Origin of the sequence: Flavobacterium sp. HSC-61S13, from assembly GCF_024171535.1 — a bacterium.
In the GTDB taxonomy this organism is placed as follows: Bacteria; Bacteroidota; Bacteroidia; order Flavobacteriales; family Flavobacteriaceae; genus Flavobacterium.
The window spans coordinates 70,720-95,169 of the sequence record NZ_JALJZV010000015.1 but is presented as its reverse complement, the minus strand read 5'-3'; the positions used below and the strand labels follow the sequence as shown (position 1 = coordinate 95,169).

General features: G+C 36.5%; 20 protein-coding genes. 9 read left to right on the top strand and 11 right to left on the bottom strand.

Annotated elements, in window-relative coordinates:
• Nucleotides 1–105 precede the first annotated feature (105 nt).
• Nucleotides 106–1,341 carry an FtsX-like permease family protein gene (locus L1275_RS13420; protein ID WP_253474290.1) on the bottom strand — a complete coding sequence of 412 codons (1,236 nt, stop codon included), beginning with the start codon at nucleotides 1,339–1,341 and terminating at the stop codon, nucleotides 106–108.
• Between the two features lie 7 nt (nucleotides 1,342–1,348).
• Here L1275_RS13420 and L1275_RS13415 point away from each other — a divergent pair, with 7 nt between their 5' ends.
• The 7 genes from L1275_RS13415 to L1275_RS13385 all read left to right on the top strand — a co-directional run bounded on the left by L1275_RS13415 (nucleotide 1,349) and on the right by L1275_RS13385 (nucleotide 12,708).
• Nucleotides 1,349–2,581: an exo-beta-N-acetylmuramidase NamZ domain-containing protein gene (locus L1275_RS13415; RefSeq protein ID WP_253474287.1), complete on the top strand. Its 1,233-nt coding sequence runs from the start codon at nucleotides 1,349–1,351 to the stop codon at nucleotides 2,579–2,581.
• 27 nt (nucleotides 2,582–2,608) lie between these two features.
• Nucleotides 2,609–4,162, top strand: coding sequence for a histidine kinase (locus L1275_RS13410; protein WP_253474284.1), 1,554 nt, complete (start codon nucleotides 2,609–2,611; stop codon nucleotides 4,160–4,162).
• A 104-nt stretch (nucleotides 4,163–4,266) separates the two neighbouring features.
• Nucleotides 4,267–6,849 (top strand): zinc-dependent metalloprotease, encoded by a 2,583-nt coding sequence (locus tag L1275_RS13405; RefSeq protein ID WP_253474281.1) that lies wholly within the window; start codon nucleotides 4,267–4,269, stop codon nucleotides 6,847–6,849.
• 13 nt (nucleotides 6,850–6,862) lie between these two features.
• Nucleotides 6,863–10,198 (top strand): SusC/RagA family TonB-linked outer membrane protein, encoded by a 3,336-nt coding sequence (locus L1275_RS13400; RefSeq protein ID WP_253474278.1) that lies wholly within the window; start codon nucleotides 6,863–6,865, stop codon nucleotides 10,196–10,198.
• Nucleotides 10,199–10,216: 18 nt separating this feature from the next.
• Nucleotides 10,217–11,536: a RagB/SusD family nutrient uptake outer membrane protein gene (locus tag L1275_RS13395; RefSeq protein WP_253474275.1), complete on the top strand. Its 1,320-nt coding sequence runs from the start codon at nucleotides 10,217–10,219 to the stop codon at nucleotides 11,534–11,536.
• Between the two features lie 65 nt (nucleotides 11,537–11,601).
• Nucleotides 11,602–12,366, top strand: coding sequence for a LytTR family DNA-binding domain-containing protein (locus tag L1275_RS13390; protein WP_253474272.1), 765 nt, complete (start codon nucleotides 11,602–11,604; stop codon nucleotides 12,364–12,366).
• Nucleotides 12,367–12,480: 114 nt separating this feature from the next.
• Nucleotides 12,481–12,708, top strand: coding sequence for a hypothetical protein (locus tag L1275_RS13385; RefSeq protein WP_253474269.1), 228 nt, complete (start codon nucleotides 12,481–12,483; stop codon nucleotides 12,706–12,708).
• A 25-nt stretch (nucleotides 12,709–12,733) separates the two neighbouring features.
• Here the strand turns inward: L1275_RS13385 and L1275_RS13380 are convergent, their stop codons facing one another.
• Complete coding sequence (locus tag L1275_RS13380) at nucleotides 12,734–13,228, bottom strand: YkgJ family cysteine cluster protein (protein ID WP_253474265.1); 495 nt, start codon at nucleotides 13,226–13,228, stop codon at nucleotides 12,734–12,736.
• A gap of 66 nt (nucleotides 13,229–13,294) precedes the next feature.
• On the opposite strand from L1275_RS13380, the gene L1275_RS13375 reads away from it, so the two are divergent.
• Nucleotides 13,295–13,999 (top strand): bifunctional 2-polyprenyl-6-hydroxyphenol methylase/3-demethylubiquinol 3-O-methyltransferase UbiG, encoded by a 705-nt coding sequence (locus L1275_RS13375; RefSeq protein ID WP_253474263.1) that lies wholly within the window; start codon nucleotides 13,295–13,297, stop codon nucleotides 13,997–13,999.
• 73 nt (nucleotides 14,000–14,072) lie between these two features.
• Here the strand turns inward: L1275_RS13375 and L1275_RS13370 are convergent, their stop codons facing one another.
• From L1275_RS13370 to L1275_RS13330, 9 genes are all read right to left on the bottom strand, one after another.
• A complete protein-coding gene (locus L1275_RS13370; RefSeq protein ID WP_253474260.1) occupies nucleotides 14,073–14,477 on the bottom strand; it encodes a DUF2059 domain-containing protein in 405 nt (134 codons plus the stop codon).
• Between the two features lie 40 nt (nucleotides 14,478–14,517).
• Nucleotides 14,518–15,150, bottom strand: coding sequence for a 7-carboxy-7-deazaguanine synthase QueE (locus L1275_RS13365; protein ID WP_253474257.1), 633 nt, complete (start codon nucleotides 15,148–15,150; stop codon nucleotides 14,518–14,520).
• Nucleotides 15,151–15,272: 122 nt separating this feature from the next.
• The gene (locus L1275_RS13360; RefSeq protein WP_253474255.1) at nucleotides 15,273–16,940 is read right to left on the bottom strand and encodes a tetratricopeptide repeat protein; all 1,668 of its coding nucleotides are present in this window, start codon (nucleotides 16,938–16,940) and stop codon (nucleotides 15,273–15,275) included.
• A gap of 22 nt (nucleotides 16,941–16,962) precedes the next feature.
• Nucleotides 16,963–17,892 (bottom strand): PstS family phosphate ABC transporter substrate-binding protein, encoded by a 930-nt coding sequence (locus L1275_RS13355; protein WP_253474252.1) that lies wholly within the window; start codon nucleotides 17,890–17,892, stop codon nucleotides 16,963–16,965.
• A 198-nt stretch (nucleotides 17,893–18,090) separates the two neighbouring features.
• Nucleotides 18,091–18,960 (bottom strand): energy transducer TonB, encoded by an 870-nt coding sequence (locus L1275_RS13350; RefSeq protein ID WP_253474249.1) that lies wholly within the window; start codon nucleotides 18,958–18,960, stop codon nucleotides 18,091–18,093.
• A 661-nt stretch (nucleotides 18,961–19,621) separates the two neighbouring features.
• Complete coding sequence (locus tag L1275_RS13345; protein ID WP_253474246.1) at nucleotides 19,622–20,473, bottom strand: energy transducer TonB; 852 nt, start codon at nucleotides 20,471–20,473, stop codon at nucleotides 19,622–19,624.
• 30 nt (nucleotides 20,474–20,503) lie between these two features.
• On the bottom strand, nucleotides 20,504–21,046 hold the full coding sequence (locus L1275_RS13340) for a biopolymer transporter ExbD (RefSeq protein WP_253474243.1): 543 nt from the start codon (nucleotides 21,044–21,046) through the stop codon (nucleotides 20,504–20,506).
• A 22-nt stretch (nucleotides 21,047–21,068) separates the two neighbouring features.
• Complete coding sequence (locus L1275_RS13335) at nucleotides 21,069–21,680, bottom strand: biopolymer transporter ExbD (protein ID WP_253474240.1); 612 nt, start codon at nucleotides 21,678–21,680, stop codon at nucleotides 21,069–21,071.
• A gap of 62 nt (nucleotides 21,681–21,742) precedes the next feature.
• Entirely contained in the window at nucleotides 21,743–22,582 is an 840-nt protein-coding gene (locus L1275_RS13330) for a MotA/TolQ/ExbB proton channel family protein (protein ID WP_253474237.1), read from the bottom strand.
• 331 nt (nucleotides 22,583–22,913) lie between these two features.
• On the opposite strand from L1275_RS13330, the gene L1275_RS13325 reads away from it, so the two are divergent.
• A complete protein-coding gene (locus L1275_RS13325) occupies nucleotides 22,914–24,446 on the top strand; it encodes a helicase HerA-like domain-containing protein (protein WP_253474234.1) in 1,533 nt (510 codons plus the stop codon).
• Nucleotides 24,447–24,450 lie beyond the last annotated feature (4 nt).

The window sequence follows — 24,450 nt, the reverse complement described above, 5'->3', positions numbered from 1 at the left end:
GAGTGACTAGAGGGTTCAAGTTTATAAAAAGTATCTATATATGAGGAGTGAGAAATTAACGATAGCCGACGAATCTCGATTTTCGACTAACGAATAACGCAAACTTTAATCAAAACGCATCGCTTTAACGGGCGAAATTTTTGTAATCAAATAGGACGGAATCAATAACACCACCAAACAGATCACAACAACCCCTCCATTTAACCACAATACATCGGTAAAACGAAGTAAAACAGGAGCTTCTTTGACATAATACAAATTGGGATCCAACTTAATCAATCCGAAGTATTGCTGTATCAAAAGCAGTCCTATACCAAAGAGATTACCCCAAAACAATCCTATTGCTATAAGGTAAGCGGAATTATAAAGAAAAATTTTACGAATCACCCAGTTATTAGCCCCTAAAGCTTTTAAGACACCTATCATCTGTGTACGTTCTAAAATCAACACCAACAAAGCTACAATCATATTGATTGATGCAACAATAACCATGATCACTAAAATAACAGCAATATTAAAATCAAACATCGCTATCCAATTAAATATGTTACCATATTTCTCTACTATGGTCTGACTATTTAAGGTAGAAGGTAGCTCTTCATAAATAGCCATCCCCTTCTCCTCAATTTTATCAAAGTCCGCTAATACCACTTCAAACCCACCCACTTCATCAGCCTTCCATCGATTTAGACGCTGCACCTGTCGCAAGTCACCTATCACAAAATTGGAATCAAATTCCTGCAATCCTGAATTGTAAATCCCGACGATTTGAAATTGTCGGACATTGGGCAGCTTGTTTCCGGTTTCCTTTATAAAATGTGTGGTTATTTTATCTCCTGCTTTCAAATCCAATCTATTGGCAATTAATTCAGATATCAAGACCTCCTGACTCATTGACTCGCCAAACTTAGGTAATCTACCCGCAACTAAATACTCCTGTAATGCCTTCCAATTATAATCAGCACCAACCCCTTTTAGCAAGATTCCCTCAAACGCATTGGCTGTTCTAATGATCCCGGCTTTAACAGCAAAAGGTTCCACTTTCTTTATTCCCGTTATCGTTTTAAACTTCGGATAAAAATCCTGTTTCAACGAAATGGAATTTAAACTCAAGTCCGTTTCATTGGCATCATAATTAGAAATTACCACATGTCCCGAAAAAGCAGAAATTTTATCTCTAATTTTGTATTTTAATCCCAAACCCGTCGCTACAGAAATCAGCATCATAATCAACCCCAATGCAATTGCCGTGATCGCAATTTTAATTATTGGAGCAGATATGCTACTTTTATAGTTTTTAGTAGTAATTAATCTTTTGGCAATAAAATATTCTAATTTCAAGATCTATATGGTATCAAATTCAATGTTCAAAAATACAGTTTTATTCCTATTAGTGCTATTTGTTTCCTGCGGAAATTCGACAAATCTCATCGGTGGACCTATAAATACATCGGCTGTATCCCCTAAAACGACCGTTCCTATTAAAGTTGGAGCTGAAAGAATAGACGAATACGCCCCCTTATTAAAAGGAAAGAAAGTCGGAATACTGACCAATCAAACTGGTGTTGTACAAAACCCGCAAAACAACAACTTCGAGTCAACTGTCGATTTCCTACTAAAAAAACACATTAATATCATCAAGGTATATGCTCCTGAACACGGATTTAGAGGCACTGCCAATGCCGGTGAACTTGTAAAAGACAGCAAGGATCCAAAAACGAATCTTCCTATTATATCGCTATATGGCTCCAGCAAGAAACCGAGTAAAGAACAACTGAAAGACATCGACATCATGTTGTTTGACCTACAAGACGTAGGGGCACGCTTTTATACGTATATTTCTTCGTTACACTATTTAATGGAAGCTTGCGCTGAAAACAATATCCCGGTAATAATATTAGACCGCCCAAACCCTAATGGCTCTACCGTTGATGGCCCTGTATTAGAAATGGCTCACAAGAGTTTTATAGGCATGCATCCCATTCCCGTTTTACACGGTATGACCATTGGCGAATACGGCCAACTGATCAACGGTGAGAAATGGCTCAACAACGGCATTCAATGCAAACTAACTGTAATTCCATGCAGCAACTATACAACGGATATGCCTTACGATCTGCCTGTAGCTCCCTCTCCCAACCTCCCGAATATGCAATCTATTCGACTGTATGCTAGTTTGTGTTTTTTTGAAGGCACCAATGTCAGCTCAGGCAGAGGTACCGATCTACAATTTCAAATATATGGATCCCCATATTTGAAAAACATGCCTTACTCCTTTACTCCACAACCCAATGCTGCATCTAAGGACCCGATGAATAAAGGAAAGTTGTGTTATGGAGAAAACTTAAGCAACTATGCCGTCAAACGCCCTTTAGATTTACAGTGGTTGCTTAAGGCTTATAAAAACAGTGACAAGCAAAGTACTTTTTTTATACCTTTTTTCACAAAACTTGCAGGAAGCACTACTCTGCAAAAACAAATCGAGATGGGATGGAGTGACTTACAGATTAGAGAAAGTTGGGTTGATGGAATTCAAGCATTTGAAGAACTACGAAAACCTTATTTAATCTATAATAAGTAAGTGTAATTTTCCATTTATAATTTAATTATGTTTAAGATTACATCTCAAAAACCGTTACGACGTCGCACTTTACTACTAATTAGCATCCCCATCCTATTAATAACCGTTGGAGCGTTGTTTGTATTGGGGCATCTGATTACAAAAAACAGCGAGGACTTTAATAAAGATATCGCTAAGAAGGCCTTTTATAAAAAGCAAAAGGCCTTACAAAATGAATTTATTCGATTAGATCAACAACTAGACATTGTACACGATTTAATACAGACAGGAACTACTGAAGAAATCAAGGAAAAATTAAACGTTTTAAACAATATCGACAAAAACGCCCAATTAGTTGATAGCAATTGGTTTTTGGATTACGACACCGAAGCACAGCCTGCCTATTCGTATGGCGATCCTAACGAAATCGACCACGCGGATATATTAGAACAACTGAACAGACAAATTAAACGGCCTCAAAAACTTGAACGCATCATCAGTTTTAACGACAGTTTGCTTTGGGTAGTCATGGGGCAAATCCAATTGGAATCAGGCAGAAAGCGACAGTATGGTTTTACTGTAAATCTACAAAAACTTCATCATTACCTTTCAAATATAGACGAGAGCAATACCAATTATGCTTATATATTCACCGCAGATGGAACGTGTATTTTTCATCCAGAAATTGAAAAAATCGGTAAAAATGTATTTGATTTTGCTGGAATAAGTCCGGCAGACACAGTAATGGATCGCACCTTCAACAATCCCCCTATCATTTTATCTCAATATTTAAAGATGGACGTCATTCACTTCGTCAGTCCATTTAAAACCCAGAATTTCGAAGGTTATATCTGCGTCAACTATCCAAAGATTAATAGCGATGAATTAAACAATGAGGTTAAAAAATACACCTCCTTAATATTTATCACCTCCGTTTCTCTGATTCTCTTTGTTTTTTACCTCTTTAGTCAAGCCAACAAAAAAGCATATAGAGAACGAGAACTACTCGCGGTAGAAAACGAAAAATTCAGCAAGGAGAAAGCACTGACACAATTGCAACAATTGAAAAATCAAATCAATCCGCATTTTTTATTCAACTCCCTGAATTCGTTATACATGCTTATTGATTTAAATAAAAAAGATGCCCAAAACTTTACCTTACATCTTTCAAAAATATACCGCTATTTGATTACTCCGCCGGTCGAAAATATTGTACCAGTTCAAGATGAGCTCAACTTTATACAGGAATACATCAGTCTACAACAAAGTCGTTTTTCAGAGGAACTCCGTTTTGAAATCGAGCAAGAATCCGACGATATTTCTCATGCATGCCTACCGTATTTAGCGCTTCAGATCACTGTCGAAAATGCCTTGAAACACAATATTGCCACTTTAGAAACCCCCTTGCTAATTAGAATTATCATCAAGAGCGACAAGGTATTAGTAATTAATAATTTACAAAAAAAGAACACCCCTTCGGACAGTGAAAGTTTCGGACTTAAATACCTACAGACGATATACCAATTTTACGATTGCCATGACTTTAAAGTTAGTATTGAAAACGAGCATTTCATTTGTATTTTACCGTTGATTAAATGTTAAAAAAACCAGTCACTCCGTTATATATTCCACTCACTCCATAAAACTTTTCAGTTTTAAAAATTGCCCCTAGTTTTAAGGCGTATTAACTTTAACTTAACATTGGAATGAGTAAAAACACGGTAAGACTAAAAATCAAAACATTACTACTTTTATTGTTGGTTATGAATGTTACTGTAACCTTTGCACAGAAGAAAGAGAAAAAAGCGAAAGAGGATAAAACAGAAAAAGATTCTACATCAACAAAAGCAAAAAACTATAACGAGCTGATTAAAAAAGCGACTTATAAAAAGGGCATGTTCAATACCATCCAAGTTAAGACTGATGTGTATTTTGAAATCCCTGATAGCTTGTTTGACCGTCAATTCCTGATTGTCAACAAACTCTCGCAAGTTCCCTTACAAGTCAATGAGGCAGGTATCAATAAAGGAATGAATTATGAAAACAAAGTCATTACATTTCACAAAGACACCTTAGCTAATAAGGTATGGGTGAAAACCGTAGTACCTAGAGTATCTTCACCAGAAGGCGATGCCATAACAGAGTCCGTAAAAAACAATTTTGCAGAGTCTATTATAGAGGTTTTTGATATCGAAGCTAAAAACAACGATTCTACATCGGTTGTCATCAAAGTAAATAAGATTTTTGACGGAAATCAAAAGAGTTTTAATGATGTTTTGAGCAATCTTGGATTGGGTGGTTCGGTAAAGGCTAATTTATCCTATATAGAAGCGGTTAAAACCTTTCCTGAAAACATGGTTATCAAGTCACAGTTGACCACATCAGTAAATGAGGGTGGTACGGATTTGGCTGTAACTTTGGGGATTACTACCAATATCGTTTTACTTTCCAAAACACCGATGCAACCGCGATTCTCGGATAAACGCATTGGCTATTTCACTGAAAAGCATTGGTATTTTAATGACCAACAACATGCGATGGAGGAAAAGGAAATCATCACGCGATGGCGCATGGAACCCAAAACATCAGATATTGAAAAATATCTAAAAGGAGAATTGGTCGAACCTAAAAAACCGATTGTTTATTATATAGATCCTGCGACACCAAAACAATGGCGCCAAAAGATTATTGACGGTGTTCACGATTGGCAAGTTGCCTTTGAACAAGCCGGTTTTAAAAATGCGATCATCGCCAAAGAGCCTACGGAAGCAGATTTAGATTTTGATATAGACGATGTACGTTATTCTGTAATTACTTATGCGGCCTCTCCAAAGGCAAATGCTATGGGGCCATCGGTAGTTGATCCGCGAAGTGGAGAAATCATCGAAGCTGATATTATATGGTGGCACAATGTGATGACGTCCTTACAAAGCTGGATGCGCATACAAACGGGTCCTATTGATCCTAAAGCAAGAGGAAATAAATTTAGTGACGAGCACATGGGTGAAGCCATTCGTTTTGTATCTTCCCACGAAGTAGGCCACACCTTTGGACTAAAACACAATATGGGATCTTCTTATGCTTTTGCTGTGGATTCTCTACGATCTAAAGAATTCACTCAAAAAATGGGTGGTACCGCCCCATCTATCATGGATTATGCTCGTTATAATTACGTGGCTCAACCCGAAGATCAGATTACAGCAATAACTCCTAAAATCGGAATTTATGATAAATACGCCATCGATTGGGGATACCGTTGGTATCCACAAGTAGAACAAGAAAAAGCAGCCTTACGTCAATTACTTGTTCAACATCAAAACGATCCTTTATATTTTTATGGTGAACAACAAAGTTTATCTAATACGATCGACCCAAGATCTCAATCTGAAGATTTGGGTGACGACGCGGTTTTAGCTAGCGAATACGGTGTAAAAAACTTACAACGCGTTATTGCAAACTTAAGTAATTGGACTGCCGAAGATGGAGAGTCTTATTATGAAACAGGAAAACTTTATATCGGGACTATCGGTCAATGGCAGATGTACAACAAACACGTTATGGCTAATATCGGTGGTGTTTATTTAAACAATACTGTCTTCGGTGATGGCAAGAAGGCTTATGAAGCCGTACCTGTTGCCATGCAAAAGAAAGCTACCAAATACTTGATTGACCAAGTAATACACTTGCCTAAATGGTTGTTTTTTAATGAAGTTTTGGAAAACACTTATCCGTTAAAAGATTCCCCTGTTGGACCTTTTGAGTATTCTCCATATACTTTGGCTAGAGAATTGCAGTACTCTGTTATTTATGAACTATTTATGGATGATCGTTTATTGCGGATGACAGAAAACGAATTAATACAAACGGAACTCAGCAAAAACGATTTCTACAGTGTAAGCGACTTATTTAGTTCCATTAATGAAGCCGTATTTAGTGTTACACAACGTGGAAAGTCATTGGGAATTTTGGAGCGTATGACGCAAAAAAATTATGTTGATGCCCTGATCATTTCAACGAACAAATTATTTGAAAAAACATCAAAAAGCGCAATACAAATCGATCAAACGTTGAGAATTCCAGCATTGTGTAATCACCTTGAAGGGGATAATATGTTGAGAAACATCAATTATTCATCGATGAAACGCGTTTCGGAAATCACCACTTATAAAAAAGCAGAACTCGCTAAAATTTTAAAGTTGGTTTCTAAAAAACAAAATACTGGCGACACAGCGACTCGCGCTCATTACCGCGATTTAGCCAGCAGAATTACAGAAGCATTAAACTTATAATAGTATAACAACAATGAAAAACACTCTCTTATTATTCACCCTACTCTGTTTCTCCTTGAGTTTTGCTCAAGAAAAACGAGTGATTACAGGATTTGTCCAAGATGCTGCTGACAAGCTAAGTCTTCCTGGTGCTTCTGTGGTTGTAGAAACGCAATCGGTTTCTAATACAACAGATCAAAAAGGTATCATCCAAAGCACTAGTGTTGGTACAGTATCGGATATAGACGGTAATTTTAGTTTAGAAATTCCAAAAAACACTAAAACTATCCGTGTTAGCTATATGGGATACGAGTCTCGACTCATTACACTGACCTCAAAAACGCATTATATCGTTGGCTTATCTACAGATAGCAACATCATGACCGAGGTTGTGGTAACGGGTTATCAGACTATTGAAAAAAGAAAATTAACTTCGGCTGTAGGTCAAGTTAGCATGGAAGACGTTAAGCAAGTTGGTGTAGCCAGTGTGGATCAGATGTTATCCGGTCAAATTGCTGGTGTTGCAGTATCTACACCAACCGGAGCTCCTGGAGCTCCTGCAAAGATTAGAATCCGTGGAACGGCTTCTCTATCGGGTCCTCAAGATCCACTTTGGGTTGTTGATGGTATGCCCTTGGAAGGAAACGATATTCCGGCTTTCAGTGATAAAGACAATATTGATCAATTACAAAACTTCTCTATCGCAGGCTTAAATCCTGATGATATTTTGGATATCACCATATTAAAAGATGCCGCTGCAACAGCGATTTATGGAGCTAGAGCAGCTAATGGTGTTATATCTGTGACAACCAAGCGCGGTAAAAAAGGCGATATGAAAGTCAATTTCACCGCTAATACCTTTATCACCCAAAAGCCGAATTTCTCCAAATTAAACTTGATGAATGCTTCACAAAAAGTAGACCTCGAACTCATGCTAGCGGGACGTTCTGACTTAAATTACAGAAGCGATAAAGGAGAAATTTCAAGAATATTAAACGCTAGTGGTGAATTGGATCTTTTTAGACAAAATGGATTTGATGCTTTAAGTTCAACTACACAACAAAACATCAATCAACTGAGAAACAATCAGACAGACTGGGCGGATGCCATTTATCAAACGGCCATCAACAAACAGTATGGCTTGAGTTTATCTGGTGGTGGGGACCGTTCGGACTATTACTTCTCTTTAGGATACTATGACGAAGAAGGAGCCACTATAGGAACTGGTTTTGAACGTTTCAATTTGACCCTTAAAAACAATTTTCAAGTTAGCGATAAATTTAAAGTAGGTGTTGCCTTATTCGGTACACAAGTGAATAAAAAATCTTATGTAACCGATGCCGATGCAGCTATCAATCCGTCCAATTACTCTAGAAACGTCAATCCATACCTAACGCCATATAATGAGGACGGAAGTTTTAACTACGACAAAGACATTGATGGTTATAGCGATCGTTATATCCCTTTTAATCTATTTGAAGAAAGAGAAAACACTTCATACGACATGAAGAACAACGCCCTTAAAGCTATTATAGATGCTAACTACGATATTACAGATGAGTTGAAAATATCTTCTCAATTCGGATTGCAACTCGATAATAATGCCACTGAAAAATATACGGGTAAAGAGAGTTATTTCACCAGAAAAGAACGTGAAAAAACACGTCGTTATAAAGACGGTTCATATTACTATTTCTTACCAGATGGAGGTATTATTCAAAACTGGCAACAAGATTTCTTGCAATACAACTGGAAAACTCAACTTACTTACAACACCATCATTAAAGATGTCCATGAAATTGACTTGATGGCTGGAACTGAAATCAGAAAAACAGACAACAAGTTGATTGTAACTAAAGGTTTTGGATATGATCCAAAGACTTTGACTACAAAACCGATTATGTTTCCCAACGAAGAAATCTCGCGCGAGAAAGATTATGAGGCCTATAAAAGAAGTCGTTTAGAAAACTCTTTTGCTTCATTTTTCGCTACAGCAGCTTATACATACGATCGTAGATATACGTTTTTTGGTAGTGTGCGTTATGACGGTTCCAACCTATTTGGAGTTGATCCGAAGTATAAATATTTGCCGTTATGGTCTGCCTCTGCTTCGTGGTTGGTAACCAACGAAAAATTTATGGAAGACGTGCATTTCATCTCTAATTTAAGATTGAGAGCATCTTATGGTCTTCAAGGAAACATCGACAAAAACACCTCTCCATTTGTAGTTGGAGAATATAAATATGTTTCGATACTCCCAGGACAGTCGGAATCCAATATTCAAGTAATAAACCCACCTAACAGCAAATTGAGATGGGAAAAAACAACCAACACCAATTTTGGTTTTGACTTAGGAATGTTTCAAAACAGAGTGAGTATTGCCGTTGACGTATATGACAGAAACAGTACGGATTTAATTGGACTTCGAGAATTGCCTTTGGAGAATGGTTTTGAGTTCACCAATATGAACTGGGCACAAATAACCAACAAGGGTTATGAAATTTCGATTTCAACACGAAACATAGATCGTCCAAATTTCAAATGGACAACCAACTTTAATATTGCGCATAACAAAAGTAAAATTGATCGTGTAGAAACCCGAAACTCCAGTTTCCTTCCATCGGGTGAAGGCAATGCAATTAATGCCGTTTATGGGATTAAAACCGCTGGTTTAGACGATAAGGGAAACATCCTTTTCTGGAAAGATGGAGAAAAAGTAGGCGCTAAAGATTTTTTCCAACTATACGATCCGTATTCGGATTTTATGCCGGGTGAGTTTACCAAATCAAATTTGACTAGTGAAGAATTTAGAAATTTGTTTACTGTTATTGGTGATAAAGATCCTAAATTCACTGGAGGTATCATCAATAATTTTGTCATCAACAATTTTGATATTAATATATCTGCTGCCTTTAACATCAAGCAGACCGTAGTTAGAAATCCGCCTTATAATAGTGCATCGATTGACCGCGGACAAAATTATACTACAGATATATTAAACGCTTGGTCTCCTAGCAACCCTAATGGAAACCTTCCAGCAATCAGCAGTCCAACTTCTGGTACTGGCGACGACTGGATGGCACATCAATGGTTTGCCATTGCCGATGTTTCGAATAGTTATAAGTATTTAGACATTTGGGCAAAAGAAATGAGCTATATCAGAATTAGCAGTATTCGTTTGGGGTATACTTTTCCAAAAGCACTGACAGATGCTTTAAAAATACAGAATGCCAGAATTAGCTTAGAAGGTAGAAATCTATTGGTATTTGGAACAGATTATTCCGGATACTTTGACCCTGAAACCTACGGTAGCATTTATGCTCAACCGATTTCAAAATCATTTACAATAGGAGTAAACTTCACATTTTAATCAACAATTTCCACGATCATGAAAAAAATATTCATACTTATTAGTTGTCTAACTCTCAGCCTTGGTGCTGTGAGTTGTGACAGTTTTTTAGACATAGAACCCGAAGGAATCGTCATTCCTAAGACTCAAGAGGATTTTAGAGGATTGATGACGTCCGCTTATTCTACTTATCCAAGACACAAAGCCCTAACAGCCTTGCGTACCGATGAATTAAATCTCGATTCAGAGTCTTACGATTTTCAAACATATAGAGAGATTTTTATGTGGCAAGATCTATCGGAAGATGCCAACACCACTGCTTTTCCTTGGCAGCAATTTTACACTTCTATATTTTATATCAATCATGTAATCAATGAAGGCGGTACCATACTACCAAGCTCTACGCTTAAAGATCAATTAATCGGAGAAGCCTATGCTTTGAGAGCTTATGCCTTTTTTGACCTGGTTAACTTATATGCGAAACCGTATAATCCAATAACTTCTAAAACTGACAAAGCGATTCCTTTGGCTTTAGAACTGGACTTAGAGCAAGTATTACAGCCCGAAACCACACAAAAGGTTTACGATCAAATCCACAGCGATTTGGAAAAAGCGAAGAGTTTATTGCAATTGAACAGTCAAGAGAAGGGATTGAATTACCGTTTTTCAAAGGCAGCTCTATACGCTTTTGAAGCACGAGTTTATTTGTATCAACGCGAATGGGATAAAGCACTACAAAGCACAGAACAAGCCTTGGCTTTTAAAAGTAGTATACAGGATTTGAATGTTACCAATACGCTACCAAATTTATTTACCTCTGTAGAATCTATTCTAGCATTAGAAGATACCTATTACAGCCAAGTTAAAAACACGACTTTTGCCTCTGTTGAATTATTAGCGGCATTTGATACCGATAACGATTTGAGATACCCCCTATTTTTTGAAAAATCAGACAGTAAAATGATGGTTATTAAAACGGGGCAACAAGAGCAAAAAGTAAGCATAAGAACAGCGGAGCTCTATTTTATTAAAGCGGAAGTCCTGTTAAAATTGAATCGCCTTACCGAAGCAAAAAGCGCTCTAAAACAAGTGGTCAAAAATCGATATAAAACAGCTGCATTTTCTCAAATCGAGAGTAATATAGACCAAATGGATGATGTACAGCTTTTCGAGCTTATCCAAGACGAACGCTATAGAGAGTTCGCTTTGGAAGGACAACGTTGGTTTGACCTCAGAAGATTTAATCAAAAACGAATTGTACATACCGTGGAAGGTAAAGAGTATATTTTACAGGACAACGATCCGAGATATACCATACCTTATCCTCGAAATGCACGACTCAATAACCCCAATTTATAGGTAGCCCCTCGAACCGTCTGAGATTTATTTTTAGACGGTTCTTTTTTTTGTACTTTTACCAAAAAATGAAAGTTGCTATTGTAGAAGACGAACTTTTGGCCGCTACTTATCTAAAATCCCTTTTAGAGAAGCAGACTTTTATTCCCATATCTGAAATTGTGGTTTTAAGATCCGTTCAACAATCCTTAGCCTATTTCAGTGAAAATAGCGTTGACTTAATCTTTATGGATATTCATTTGGGCGATGGAAAAAGTTTGGAAATTTTCGAGCAACTCACCATTAGTGCTCCAATTATCTTCATTACCGCTTATGACTCTTATGCTCTAAAAGTCTTCAAACAGTTTACAGTAGATTATATTTTAAAACCATTTGCTGAAGAGGATTTAAATCGAGCACTTAAAAAATTCAATAGTCTCGTTCACCAATTTGAATTGCTCTCTACCTTAGATTCCTTAGCCGAAATGGGCAACGCGACCGATAGTCTGATCAAAAGTCGGTTTCTCGTAACTCATGGTTATAAATTAAAATCGATAATCAGCAATGACATTGCGTATTTTGAAGGATCGGGAAAACATTTGTTTCTTTATACACGCGATGGAAATAGTTACATTTACAACGATACCATTAAAGATATCATCGGCAAACTCGATGATAAAAAGTTTTTTAAAGTCAATAGAAAATTTGTAATTCACATCGACTCCATACAAGAGATCATCAAACACAGCAGTCAAAAAATAGAAATTCTATTGACACCACCTCCGGTGTCTGCTTCACCAATTTTAGTCAGCAAAAGTCAAATCAACGATTTAAAAAGCTGGTTAAACCAATAAAACATAGCAATTAGTACGCTTCCATTTTAAATATGTTAGTTTTATCTTAAATCAAATTATAAGCCATTATATTTATTATATTTGAAAAAAGAATCCAACCAAAATTGCTAAATTATGAAATACGTTGACAGGATAGCTGCCTTTATAGAGAGAATACTCGATCTTTTTGATATGGTAAAAGGCTATATCGAAGATGCTCTCAGCTTTTTTGAGAAGCTAAAAGAATTGGTACTCGAATTATTAGAGTACATCAAAATACAATTTAATCATTTAACGGATAACGAGGAATCCTTAGATCCAGAAATCGAACAACTTTTAGAACAAGAACATTTCTTTATCTAAAAGCTCACTATATAAAATGCCTCTATTACAGAGGCATTTTCTTTTTTAACTCCTCCACTACTTTATAAGCAGCAGGGCAGATCGCAACATTTTGAAGGGTCAAACTAGCGATTTGTTGAAATTTTTTACGATCAGTATGTGGAAACTCTCGACAGGCTTTAGGGCGTACATCATAGATCATACAGTAATTTTCGTGATCCAAAAAAGTACAGGGTACCGATTTTAGAACGTAGTCCTGATCTTCATCTATTCTGAGATACTGTTCGACAAAGCGCTGTGATTTCATTTTTAGGTGTTTTGAAATACGCTCGATGTCTGCATCGGTAAATAGTGGTCCCGTGGTCTTACAACAATTCGCGCAAGACAGACAATCCGTTTTTTTAAAAACAGCCGTATGTATTTCTTGCATTTGCACATCGAGATTTTTTGGTGTTTTCTTTTTTAGCTTATCAAAATACTTTTTATTCTCGATATGTTTATCTTTGGCAAGCTTTGGGAGCTCTATTAAAAACTGTTTCATGCAATTGTATTAGAGTGCAAATTTAAACAATCTCAAAAGCAACAATCACTTTTATATTTAAAATACATGAAAGATTTATTTGGCCGAGCCATTTTGGATTATCAAACGAACAATGCTCCAGAAAACCTCTATACAGAAACTGATATAACCGAAGAAGATGAAATGGAAGTCAGTTATCTCTTTAGAGATTATAAAGCGATGCCTAAAATCGAACAGAAGGCCCTGGATTTAAGTTCAGGAAAAATCCTTGATATTGGGTGTGGCGCAGGAAGTCATAGCTTAGAACTGCTTAAAAAGGGCTTGGACGTCACTGCGATCGATTGGTCAGCAAACGCTATCGAAGCCTGCAAACTGCGAGGCATCCATAAAGCCATTTGTATGGATATGCTTCATTTGGAAGACGAAACCTTCGATACGATTTTACTGTTGATGAATGGGACTGGAATTTTCGGAAAACTCAATCGTATTAGCACCTATTTAAGCAAGCTAAAATCTTTGCTCGAACCCGGAGGTCAAATATTGATAGACAGTACCGATTTGATTTATATGTTTGACGAAGATGAAGATGGTGGCAGATGGATCCCGCAGGACAAAGACTATTATGGTGAACTGGAATTTACCGTAACTTATAAAGGCCAAACTGAGGATACTTTTGACTGGCTTTACCTCGATTATAACACCCTACAAAATGCAGCACATGCTCATGGTTTCCAATGTGAATTGGTATATGAAGGCAAGCACTTTGACTATCTGGCGAAGTTATATATTTAAACTGCATACAAAACAGTACTAAACAAAAAGAGTTGCCCGATTGGACAACTCTTTTTGTTTATACAGCATACAATTACTCCATGTATTTCATCATAATACCTTGTAATCCCATACCCCACTCTTGACCAATTGTCTGTCCTTTTTCAAAAAGTACATTGGTTTTTGAGCTTAATTTTTTTCCAGCAGGCGTTTCGTAGAACTTGATAAACTCTTTTACATCTGCATGAGTAAACTCAGTCATATACATTTCTGCCATCTTTTCCATCAAGCCGTTTAAACTCGTTTTCAATTCTTTTTGAAAATCAGCTTTTTTTGCATCAGGAATATTATCAACGATATCTTTAGTCAACAATTCAAATGTTGATTTTTGACCACTCAATTCCATAAACTTTACCATATCATTTTTAAAAGCAGCATCTTGTGCAAATGAAAATTGCGCTACACATATAAAAACAACGGAGAATAATAACTTTTTCATAAAAATCATTTTATCGATTAAGATGTAAATTTAATTCAATTTACGGAATATCCAAATATTTATGGGTCTGAAGTGAAATTCGCCATTGCGGATTTTCTTTTACATAATCAACAATTAACGGCATCACCTCTTCGTGTTTACTCCACTCGGGTTGTAGGAACAATATCGCTTGATCATTTGTCAGCGCAGCCTGCTCCTCAGCAAAAATAAAATCGTGTTTATTGTAAATCACTACTTTTAACTCGTGTGCGTTATCGTAAACACTTTTTACAGGAAGTTTGGTCTTTTTAGGTGATAGGCAAATCCAATCCCAAGTACCGGATAGTTCATAGGCACCAGAAGTTTCCATATTTACAATCATACCCGCCTTTTTTAAGGCCAAGGTCAAAGCATCCATATTCCATGTCAACGGCTCTCCTCCAGTTACTACAGCCAACTTTGCCTTTTCAGAAGCTCTTACAACAATTTCTTCAATAGCTGTTGGTGGATGAAGTTCTGCGTCCCAACTCTCTTTTACGTCACACCAATGACATCCCACATCACAACCTCCTACTCGTATAAAATAAGCCGCTGTTCCCGTATGAAACCCTTCGCCTTGGATGGTATAAAACTCTTCCATCAAAGGCAGTACAGTTCCATTCTTTACTTCATTTTGTAAATCAACCTTTTGCATTCCTATAAAATTAATGTGCAAAGATAACCTATTCGAGGTTGATAGTTTCTTATAAAAAACAAAAAACTTGCTCCATCGAAATGGAGCAAGTTTGTAATAATCTATATCAACAGTAAATACTATTAATTTAAAGCCTTGATTGTCGACTTAGCAAAATCGTTGCTAGGGTCTAATTGAAGTACTTTATTTAAGTATACTTTTGCTTTATCATTGACATCAATGTTAGCATAGTGTGCACCAATTTGAGTATAAGCTTCAATCAAAAACTCTTTATTCTCAGCTTTTCCTAATTCTCCCTTATCTTCGATAGCTTTGACATATCCCAAATAATCGGTAGTCATTACTTCACGAGATTCCGGTGTATCAATATATCTGTTCGCACGAGCTTTATATAAATAAGGCTCTTTTGTTGCAGGAGCAACAGCGATCATTTTAGCGAAAGCATCGCTAGAATTTTTTAAGGCAACCACATCTGGAGCATCTTTACCTAAGATATAGTAAGAATAACCCAAATAGTAATTATCATACATATAGTTATCCTGTTTGTCCACTTTAGCTGATACTGCGAAGATATCTATCGCTTGTGCATATTGTTTATCTTTAAACAATTTCAAACCTTGTTCGTTGTATTCAAAAGCAATTGCAGGCTCAACCTCTACGGCTTTTACTAAGGATTTTACGCCCTCTTGATATGTTTTTTCATCCTTGATCGAATGATCTGCATTTTTAGCAACAGCCATTTGAGACAAACCTAAATAGAAATAATCTCTACCAATGATGTTTTTCGGATCTGCTTTTACTAGGAATGACTTTAATGCTTCAATACTTTCTGCATAATGTCCGTTTTCGAAAGCGGAATACCCTAAATATCTCAAAATTCTAGGATTTACGTTTTCTTTAGCTTTTAGTTCTTTTGCTACTCGCTCTAGTTCCGTATAGTTTTTAGTTAAGACCAAGAAATCAGCATATCTCAATTGAGATTCCATAGACCCCTCAGAAAGCTCCATATACTTTTTGTAATTAGCTAATGCAAGCCCTAAATACTCATCCGATTTATTGCTGTTATTTGCCCAAAGTTTATACGTTTCAGCCATTTCTCTATAAGCAGGTGCATATTTTGGATCGATTTTAATGATTTCTTGGAAACCTTCAATCGCATCTTTATAAGCTCTAGCTCTTTTAGTGATCACCGCCAATTGCAATTTTGCTTTTAACATAGAAGGATCAAAACTATATGCCTCTCTATAAGCGCTATAAGCGTCACTGAAATTTTTATTTAATACATGTGCATCTCCTAACACCAAATAAGCTTCCGCATTTTTTGGGTCGTTGGCAATCGCTTTGTTCGCATATGCAATCGCTTCTGCAGCATTTGGATTTGAAGAGTTTAGATTGGCCTTAGCAATCAACAACAATTCATCATTATCCTTTTTCTTAATATCTTTTTCTGCTTTTTGGAAGTTGGTCTTTGCTTCTTTAGGATTGTTGTTATCCAAAGCAAGTTGGCCCAGTCCAATAAAATTTAAACTTCCTTTATTTTTAGCTTCGGTTCCCTTTGCAAAATAATATCTTGAGGAATCCACTTGTTGCTCCATCAAAAATAAATCACCTAAATAATAAAAGTTCTTACCTTCATTAGGTTTCGATTTAATCAATGTTTTCAAAATTGATTTTGCTTTATCAAATTGCTCATCGTTGATGGCTTTTTTCGCCTGTTCTAAATCCTGAGCAGACACACCAGCGGCCGTTAACCCAGTTAATAACAAACTAAAAATAGTGTACTTATTCATTTTTTATGGTTTTAAATGTATGTTATTCTAAATTCTTATCCGAGACGATAACCTCTCTCGGCGGCACTTTAAATGGCACTAAACCTGATTTCAAGATGATCCGCTGTCCTTTATAGCCTGCAATATACGCAGCAAATCCCGTACCAAGACCAGATTTACCTTGAAAATCGAGTACATATAACTTTCTAATAATAGGATAAGTTCCCTCAGCGATGTTGTTCTGGCTTGGTTTATAGAACTTTCCGTCTTTTGGATTCTTAACTGCCAACACTTTTATTTGATCCACATGGCTTTTAAGTTCTGGTGTCGGTTGTAGTAACCAATTCAATCCAATAACCCCGACCGCATTGGGGTTTTTCTCTACATATTCAATAACTTCTTGGGTTGTAGGCAAGAAATAAACATTCTCTTTTGGAAATTCGGTAATTCCCGCATCTGTTTTAAACTGACGTACCACACTAGAATTGACATTATCAAATACCAACATCAAATCCTTATCTGACTTTTTGTCTTGAAGTGTCAACAAGGCTTGTTTATAATCGATTAATGAATCTTTATGATTTTTATTCACCACAAACACCACGGCGTCTGACGCGAAGTGTGTGATTTTTGGTGTTACTTTACCTTCAAAACGAGCCAATTCTTCTTGATCTAGAGTTCTCGGTAATACAGCAATCTGTGCACCTGCCTCAAAAATAGATTTTAAAATCTCCGCTTCCGATTTTTTAGTTAAGGTAATCTTTGCTCTATCGTATTCACTTTCAAAAACACGATTGACGTCTTCGACCACAGGAAAGACGGACTCTTCTACTAATATAGTCGCTGCGCCTGAAACTGTAGTTTCCACTACTTCATCCACCACATCCGTTTTTTCTTTTTTACACTGAGTCAGAGCAAATCCTAACAACATTAGAAAAAAAGATTTTTTTGCTAAGGAATAAAAATTAGTCATAAGAGTTTGTTTTTATATTAGTTAATCCATTAATAAAGCCGAAAATCTCCCGTTTTAAAACAGTACAATAGTCGCATTATTCCGTCCTTAAAGATATCAATTTTCAATGAAAGATGCCCTTGTAGTGTAAAATAAATCTTTTTTAAATTTACTATAAAAAGAGAGCAGAGACTACTAATAGTAATCTCTGCTTTAAATCTATTGAACTTGTATGGTAATTGGTAAAGTAAACTGTGAGCGCACCTGTCGGTTATTTTGTATGGCGGGCTTCCATTTTGGCATATTTTGCAAAACCCTTAAGGCTTCTTTTCCTGCGCCATAACCCGGATCGCGTAAGATGCTAATATCAGAAAGTGAACCGTCTTTTTCGACTATGAATTTGACAATCACTTGAATTTTCTTAATATCATTCCCCACTTCTGGCGACCTAAATCTGGAGATAAACATTTTATTAAACACTTCAAAACCTCCAACAGGTGCTGCTTTGACTTGTACAAAGTCAAAAACTTCATTGCCAGAGCTTCCCTCTGTAATACCGCCAATTGCACCGTCATTTCCTTTTCCCTCACCAGTCGAACCTCCCGTATTAATAGCCCCCCCATCAACTCCTACACGAGCAACGGAACCGGGATCTGCATTTACTAAATCGGATGCTTTAGTCGGCTCTTCCGTTATCTTCGTAGGATCGTCAGTCACTTTATAAGCAACATGACGTTTCATATCCACAGCAGATGCGGGAGCTTCTTTAATAGGTTTCGCTTGGCTCTCATCCTTAATCGGTTCGGGTTCCGGAATTTCTTTAACCGGAATAGTAATTGGCTTTGCATCCCAAACCACCGGTATATCACGCTCCATGGGTACTATTCTATTATCTCCTAATCGTCCTTCCAGTCCGCGAATAATTAAAGGAGACGAGATAGCTAAACCAAACAAGGCAAATCCCATAAATAAAGCTACAGTAGTCGTTTTTGGATTTTCCGAGCGCAAAGCATAGGCGCCATACTTTTTGTTGCGGTTTTCAAACACAATGTCTAACCACTCTTTTCGAAAGATATTTAATTTTGACATAAATTATTTTTTTTTTTAATGGTTGTAATTATTTTTTTTCGTTATGCATAGTAAAACCAAAACTACAGCGAAAGCCGTATGTCAAGTTTCATCAAATAATTATTGTAAAACATCTTTTTACAATTCTACCGTCGAAAAATCCTTTGCAGATCAAAACCCTACTAAACTCAAAATAGATTAATCTACCTTAAGAACTAGCTGTCTTTTAAATATAGAACAAAATTTTATTTTTTCAAAATAAAAATCAACAATATTTCAATAAAAAACAAACAAAACAAAGAATATCTCACACATTACGCGTAAAACCAAAGACAACACTAACTAAAAGAGGAAAATAATATATATAAACAAACTCACAATAGGCAAAAAAAACCAAACCTTATAGAAGCAAACAAAAAAAGGCAAACTTATTTCTAAGTTCGCCTTGGCTATAAAGTATGCTATGCATTTTAACTTAACAATCTAAAGAATCTAAATCCCGCATACACGATCAGAACGACTCCAAACAATAATCTATTCGTATATTCGATATCAATGGGCATGGCTTTCCAAACAATAAAAAGCACTCCTAAACACAGATAAAGAAAAAAGAAGAAAAGACCAAAAACAAACAGAAATCGCTGTAAAGGCGATTTCTGTTTAAATTTATCATTCCAATTCATTACTGAACTTGGATTGTAATCGGTAAAGTAAACTGCGATCTTACGTTTTTCCCGTTTTGAACAGCTGGTTTCCACTTTGGCATATTTTGCAATACACGTACAGCTTCTTTACCTGCTCCATAACCAGGATCACGCAAAACAGTAATATCTGTTAATGATCCGTCTTTCTCTACAATGAATTTTACAATAACTTGTATTTTCTTCACACTAGAATCGATATCCGGTGTTCTAAATCTACTGATGAAAGTTTTGTTAAATCCAGCCATACCTCCAGGAGGCGAAGCTGAAACTTGAACAGCGATAAATACTTTGTTTCCATCATCGTCTCCATCTACTGGTTTGGTACCTTTATCGGCATTTCCTGTAGACTCTCCTGTTTTGATATCTCCTTTTTCTTTATCTCCTTTTGCATCTTTAGTACCTGGATCTTTATCTCTAAAGTCTTCTACTTTTGCAATCTCCTCAACTACTTTTTCTTTTTCAACCACTTTAGGTGGTGTGAATTTTTTGGTATCAACAACCGACTTCGTAGCCTCTGGCGGCGGTGGCGGTGCTTCAACTGGTGGTGGAGGTGGAAGTTCAACTGGTGGAGGTGGTGGTGTAGCCAAATCTACCAGCGTAATTTCGGTATCCAAAGGAGCATCTTTTTTATTATTTCCCAAAGAACCTTCAATCGCTTTAATAATAAGAGGAGAAGCTAGTCCAACTCCGAACAACGCAATTCCTGCAAATAAAGCAAAAGTCGTCACTTTAGGATTTTCAGAACGCAATTGATAAGCTCCGTAAGACTTGTTACGTCCTTCAAAAACTATATCAAGCCATTCTTTCCTAAAAATATTTAATTTTGACATGGTCTAAAATTTTAAGTTGATACTAGTTACCTAGTTTTCTCCAAGTATAGCGAGATCTTCTGGTGTCATATCAACAATAGCATAAGCTTTTACATTGGTAATCGCCATCTCATCCAAAATATCCACCAAGTTTCTATAATTAGAATTCTTACTTGGTTTAATAATCACGATCAATCCTTTTTCAGGATCTCCTGTAAGTTGTGGAACGGATTTCACTTTTTTCAAAAGTTCAATTCTAATTCCTTCCTTACCGTAAGTTTGATCGGCTGGTCCTTCTAATGGGGTATCTGTTTTCCCCATATACCATTTCATTTTATTATCCGCACCTATCAAGATCGTCATCGTACGTTCTTCAGAAACCAAAGTTTCTGTATCAACGTCATCTTTCTTATCTTTATCTGGCATAGCCAAATTCATAGACTGCGGTTTATTCATCGAGGTCGTCAACATGAAGAAAGTAATCAATAAGAATGCCAAATCCACCATCGCCGTTAAATCTACTCCGGAGTTTTGTTTTTTACTTCTTACTTTTTTACCCTTACCGTCGCCGCCTCCTGTATTTAATTCTGCCATTTACAGTTTGAAATTTTAATGATTAAAAATCTTCATTTCTCAGTCCTGTAACCAAGAAGAAACGATTTACTTTTTGATCTTGGAGAATATCGATTACTTTTTTAATAGTAGGATATTCTTCTTTTGCATCTCCTTTTATAGCAACATCAAGTACTTTATTATCTAAATCTCTAACCGCTACACGTGCAGATTGAACCCAATCTTTAAGTTGGTTATCCAAAGAATCCGTTGGGATTCCAACTTGAACCGCTTTATTTCTTACATCATGTGGTAAGTTTAAAAACTGTTTCAAAGCTGTGATTGGAGTACCTATACCTTCTAAATTAGAGAATTCTTCTTTTTCCTTTTCAGTGAAATCGATATTGTATTTTTGTCCCATTTGAGAAAGAGTTTCCTTACGGTTCTCTTTTCCTAATACTCCAAAAAATACTTTATGTTCTCCAATAGTAAGCGTAGCTAAATTAGTTTCAGGCAATTTTGTTTGTACTGTCGATGCAGGAGTATCAACAGGCAAAGCTTCAGGAAGTTTTGCTGTCGATGTCAACACGAAGAAAGTTAGAAGTAGGAACGACACATCGCACATAGCGGTCATGTCTACTCTCATACTTTTCTTTGACATTTTAACTTTAGCCATTTTATATTTTCTTTTATAATGCTATGACAAGCATAGCCTTATTGATGATTAAACTCCTAATATTATTTATTGATTCCCGCTTTGAATCTTCTGTAAGATTGCGTGATAGCAAATCCAGCCTCATCAATAGAGTAAGTCAATTTATCAATTTTAGTTGTAAAAGCATTGTACATAACAATCGCTAAAGTAGAAGTACCAATACCTGTAGCAGTACAAACTAACGCCTCAGAAATACCTGTTGCAAGAGCTGATGAATCTGGTGTACCTGTAGTTGCCAAAGCAGAGAACGCTTTGATCATCCCCGTAACCGTACCCAACAAACCTACTAATGTACCAATAGATACTAAAGTTGCCAATACAATCATATTTTTCTCCAACATTGGCATTTCCAATGTAGTAGCTTCTTCGATTTCTTTTTGGATCGTTTCAGTAGCTTTTTCGCTATCTAAACCTTCTCTCTTCACTTGTTGGTATTTAATTAAACCAGCTTTCACTACGTTAGCAACAGAACCTTGCTGTGCATCACATTCTTCGATAGCTTGTTCAATTTTCCCTTGGTTGATAGTCGCTTGTACATTTTGTACGAACTCACCAACATTTCCTTTTCCTGCAGCTCTTCCGATTACGATGAATCTTTCAATAGAAAACACAATTGTCATTGTCAATAAACCAATTAAAGCAGCAACAACGATTCCTCCTTTATATACCATACCTAGTATATTTCCTGGTAGAGGATGTCCATTTGGATCTCCATTTTCAAAATTCGATGAATGTCCTAGTAATAAACTCCAGACTAAATATCCGAAAATAATACAAAGAAAAACTGCTGCACCTGCAAATAATTTGGATGCTTTTGAACTAGATCCTACTTTCTCAACTGATTCGTTTGATACGTTTGTCATTTTTTTAAAATTTTAATTCTTTTTTTTATTCAATTATTATTCAACATTTTCCTCATTTCATTCATATGAGTGTCGCAAATTTATGTTTTTAGATCAAATAAAAAAATTAAAATGGTTTTTTTTACTACCAACTTACTTTCGATTTAATAAAAAAGACATATTTCACTGTTTATGAAGTCCATTTGTTAAGCAAATGTAAATATAATAATTCTAAATTATCACTAAATTGTTTTAGAGATTTTATTTTAATCTACAAAAACTAATTATAACTCAAAAAATGGGTTCAACCAACTATATTTGTATTAGTGAAACCCCAGAAAAAAAATCATATATGAAAAAAGATAATTTTATCGAGCAAATAAAATCTGGTTACACTTTTAAAGAAGATTTTATTATAGTTGGAGGAGCCGTTTACGAAAACGCTGTTATTCCTGATCTTTTTGTGCGTATTCCATTGCGAACTTTAAACCGTCATGGTCTGATTTCTGGTGCTACGGGTACGGGAAAGACCAAAACGATTCAAGTGCTTTCGGAGCAACTTTCCTCCAAGGGAATTCCCGTTTTGATGATGGATGTCAAGGGTGATTTTAGCGGTATAGCAACTAGCGGAACTAGTTCTGCCTTTATTGAAGACCGCCACCGTCAAATGAACCTCCCCTATTCTTCACAAGGATTCCCGGTAGAATTGTTATCCCTATCCGAACAAAAGGGTGTTCGCCTGCGTGCTACGGTATCAGAATTTGGTCCTGTACTGTTTTCTCGTATACTCGAGCTCAATGACACTCAAGCAGGCGTAGTCTCGTTGGTTTTTAAGTATTGTGACGATAATAACTTATTGTTACTCGATCTGAAAGACTTTAAAAAAACACTACAATATCTCACCAATGAAGGGAAAAAGGAGATCGAATCGGAGTATGGAAAAATATCTACCGCCTCTTCGGGTACTATACTGCGGAAAATGGTGGAGTTGGAACAACAAGGTGCTGAACTATTTTTTGGAGAAACATCTTTTGATATTAGCGATTTAATGCGGGTAGATGAAAACGGCCTCGGCTACGTCAACATACTTCGAATCAACGATATACAAGACAAGCCCAAACTTTTTTCTACTTTTATGTTGAGTTTGCTGGCTCAAGTGTACTCACAAATGCCGGAACAAGGCGATAGCGGCCAACCTGAACTCGTTATTTTTATCGATGAAGCCCATTTGATTTTTGACAACGCCAGTAAAACGCTGCTCAATCAAATTGAAACCATTGTAAAATTAATTCGTTCAAAAGGAGTCGGTATATTCTTTATCACACAAAACCCCAACGATATCCCCAATGGAGTTTTGGCACAATTGGGATTAAAAATACAACACGCCTTACGCGCTTTTACGGAAAAAGATCGCAAAGCCATCAAAGCGGCTTCCGAAAACTTCCCTATTTCAGAATTTTACGCCACCTCAGAGCTGCTGAATCAACTTCCAACTGGTGAAGCCTTGGTTACTGCACTCAATGAAAAAGGAGTACCTACTCCATTGGTCCAATGTATGATGCGAGCTCCGATGAGTCGTATGGATATATTGAGTGACTCTGAAATAAGTGCCATTACCGAAAAATCTAGTTTGGTAAAGAAATACAACAACACTATTGATCGAGAAAGCGCCTATGAAATGCTGACTGCACGGGTTGCGCAGATCAATCAACAGCTGGAACAGCAAGCTTCAAGCACAGCAAATAAACCAACTGCATCAACTACGCGTAACACCAAGACAGCCGATCCGTATAAACCCATCGTAAAAGTACTCACTAGTGCTACTTTTATCCGTGGCGCTTTTGGTATTTTGTCTAAAATATTCAGCAGTTCCACTAAAAAATAAATAC

What these genes read in the sequence shown, in the direction of transcription:
- L1275_RS13415 (WP_253474287.1), top strand. Translation starts at nt 1,349, where the DNA reads ATGGTATCAAATTCAATGTTCAAAAATACAGTTTTATTCCTATTAGTG.
- L1275_RS13410 (WP_253474284.1), top strand. Translation starts at nt 2,609, where the DNA reads ATGTTTAAGATTACATCTCAAAAACCGTTACGACGTCGCACTTTACTA.
- L1275_RS13405 (WP_253474281.1), top strand. Translation starts at nt 4,267, where the DNA reads ATGAGTAAAAACACGGTAAGACTAAAAATCAAAACATTACTACTTTTA.
- L1275_RS13400 (WP_253474278.1), top strand. Translation starts at nt 6,863, where the DNA reads ATGAAAAACACTCTCTTATTATTCACCCTACTCTGTTTCTCCTTGAGT.
- L1275_RS13395 (WP_253474275.1), top strand. Translation starts at nt 10,217, where the DNA reads ATGAAAAAAATATTCATACTTATTAGTTGTCTAACTCTCAGCCTTGGT.
- L1275_RS13390 (WP_253474272.1), top strand. Translation starts at nt 11,602, where the DNA reads ATGAAAGTTGCTATTGTAGAAGACGAACTTTTGGCCGCTACTTATCTA.
- L1275_RS13385 (WP_253474269.1), top strand. Translation starts at nt 12,481, where the DNA reads ATGAAATACGTTGACAGGATAGCTGCCTTTATAGAGAGAATACTCGAT.
- L1275_RS13380 (WP_253474265.1), bottom strand. Translation starts at nt 13,228, where the DNA reads ATGAAACAGTTTTTAATAGAGCTCCCAAAGCTTGCCAAAGATAAACAT.
- L1275_RS13375 (WP_253474263.1), top strand. Translation starts at nt 13,295, where the DNA reads ATGAAAGATTTATTTGGCCGAGCCATTTTGGATTATCAAACGAACAAT.
- L1275_RS13370 (WP_253474260.1), bottom strand. Translation starts at nt 14,477, where the DNA reads ATGAAAAAGTTATTATTCTCCGTTGTTTTTATATGTGTAGCGCAATTT.
- L1275_RS13365 (WP_253474257.1), bottom strand. Translation starts at nt 15,150, where the DNA reads ATGCAAAAGGTTGATTTACAAAATGAAGTAAAGAATGGAACTGTACTG.
- L1275_RS13360 (WP_253474255.1), bottom strand. Translation starts at nt 16,940, where the DNA reads ATGAATAAGTACACTATTTTTAGTTTGTTATTAACTGGGTTAACGGCC.
- L1275_RS13355 (WP_253474252.1), bottom strand. Translation starts at nt 17,892, where the DNA reads ATGACTAATTTTTATTCCTTAGCAAAAAAATCTTTTTTTCTAATGTTG.
- L1275_RS13350 (WP_253474249.1), bottom strand. Translation starts at nt 18,960, where the DNA reads ATGTCAAAATTAAATATCTTTCGAAAAGAGTGGTTAGACATTGTGTTT.
- L1275_RS13345 (WP_253474246.1), bottom strand. Translation starts at nt 20,473, where the DNA reads ATGTCAAAATTAAATATTTTTAGGAAAGAATGGCTTGATATAGTTTTT.
- L1275_RS13340 (WP_253474243.1), bottom strand. Translation starts at nt 21,046, where the DNA reads ATGGCAGAATTAAATACAGGAGGCGGCGACGGTAAGGGTAAAAAAGTA.
- L1275_RS13335 (WP_253474240.1), bottom strand. Translation starts at nt 21,680, where the DNA reads ATGGCTAAAGTTAAAATGTCAAAGAAAAGTATGAGAGTAGACATGACC.
- L1275_RS13330 (WP_253474237.1), bottom strand. Translation starts at nt 22,582, where the DNA reads ATGACAAACGTATCAAACGAATCAGTTGAGAAAGTAGGATCTAGTTCA.
- L1275_RS13325 (WP_253474234.1), top strand. Translation starts at nt 22,914, where the DNA reads ATGAAAAAAGATAATTTTATCGAGCAAATAAAATCTGGTTACACTTTT.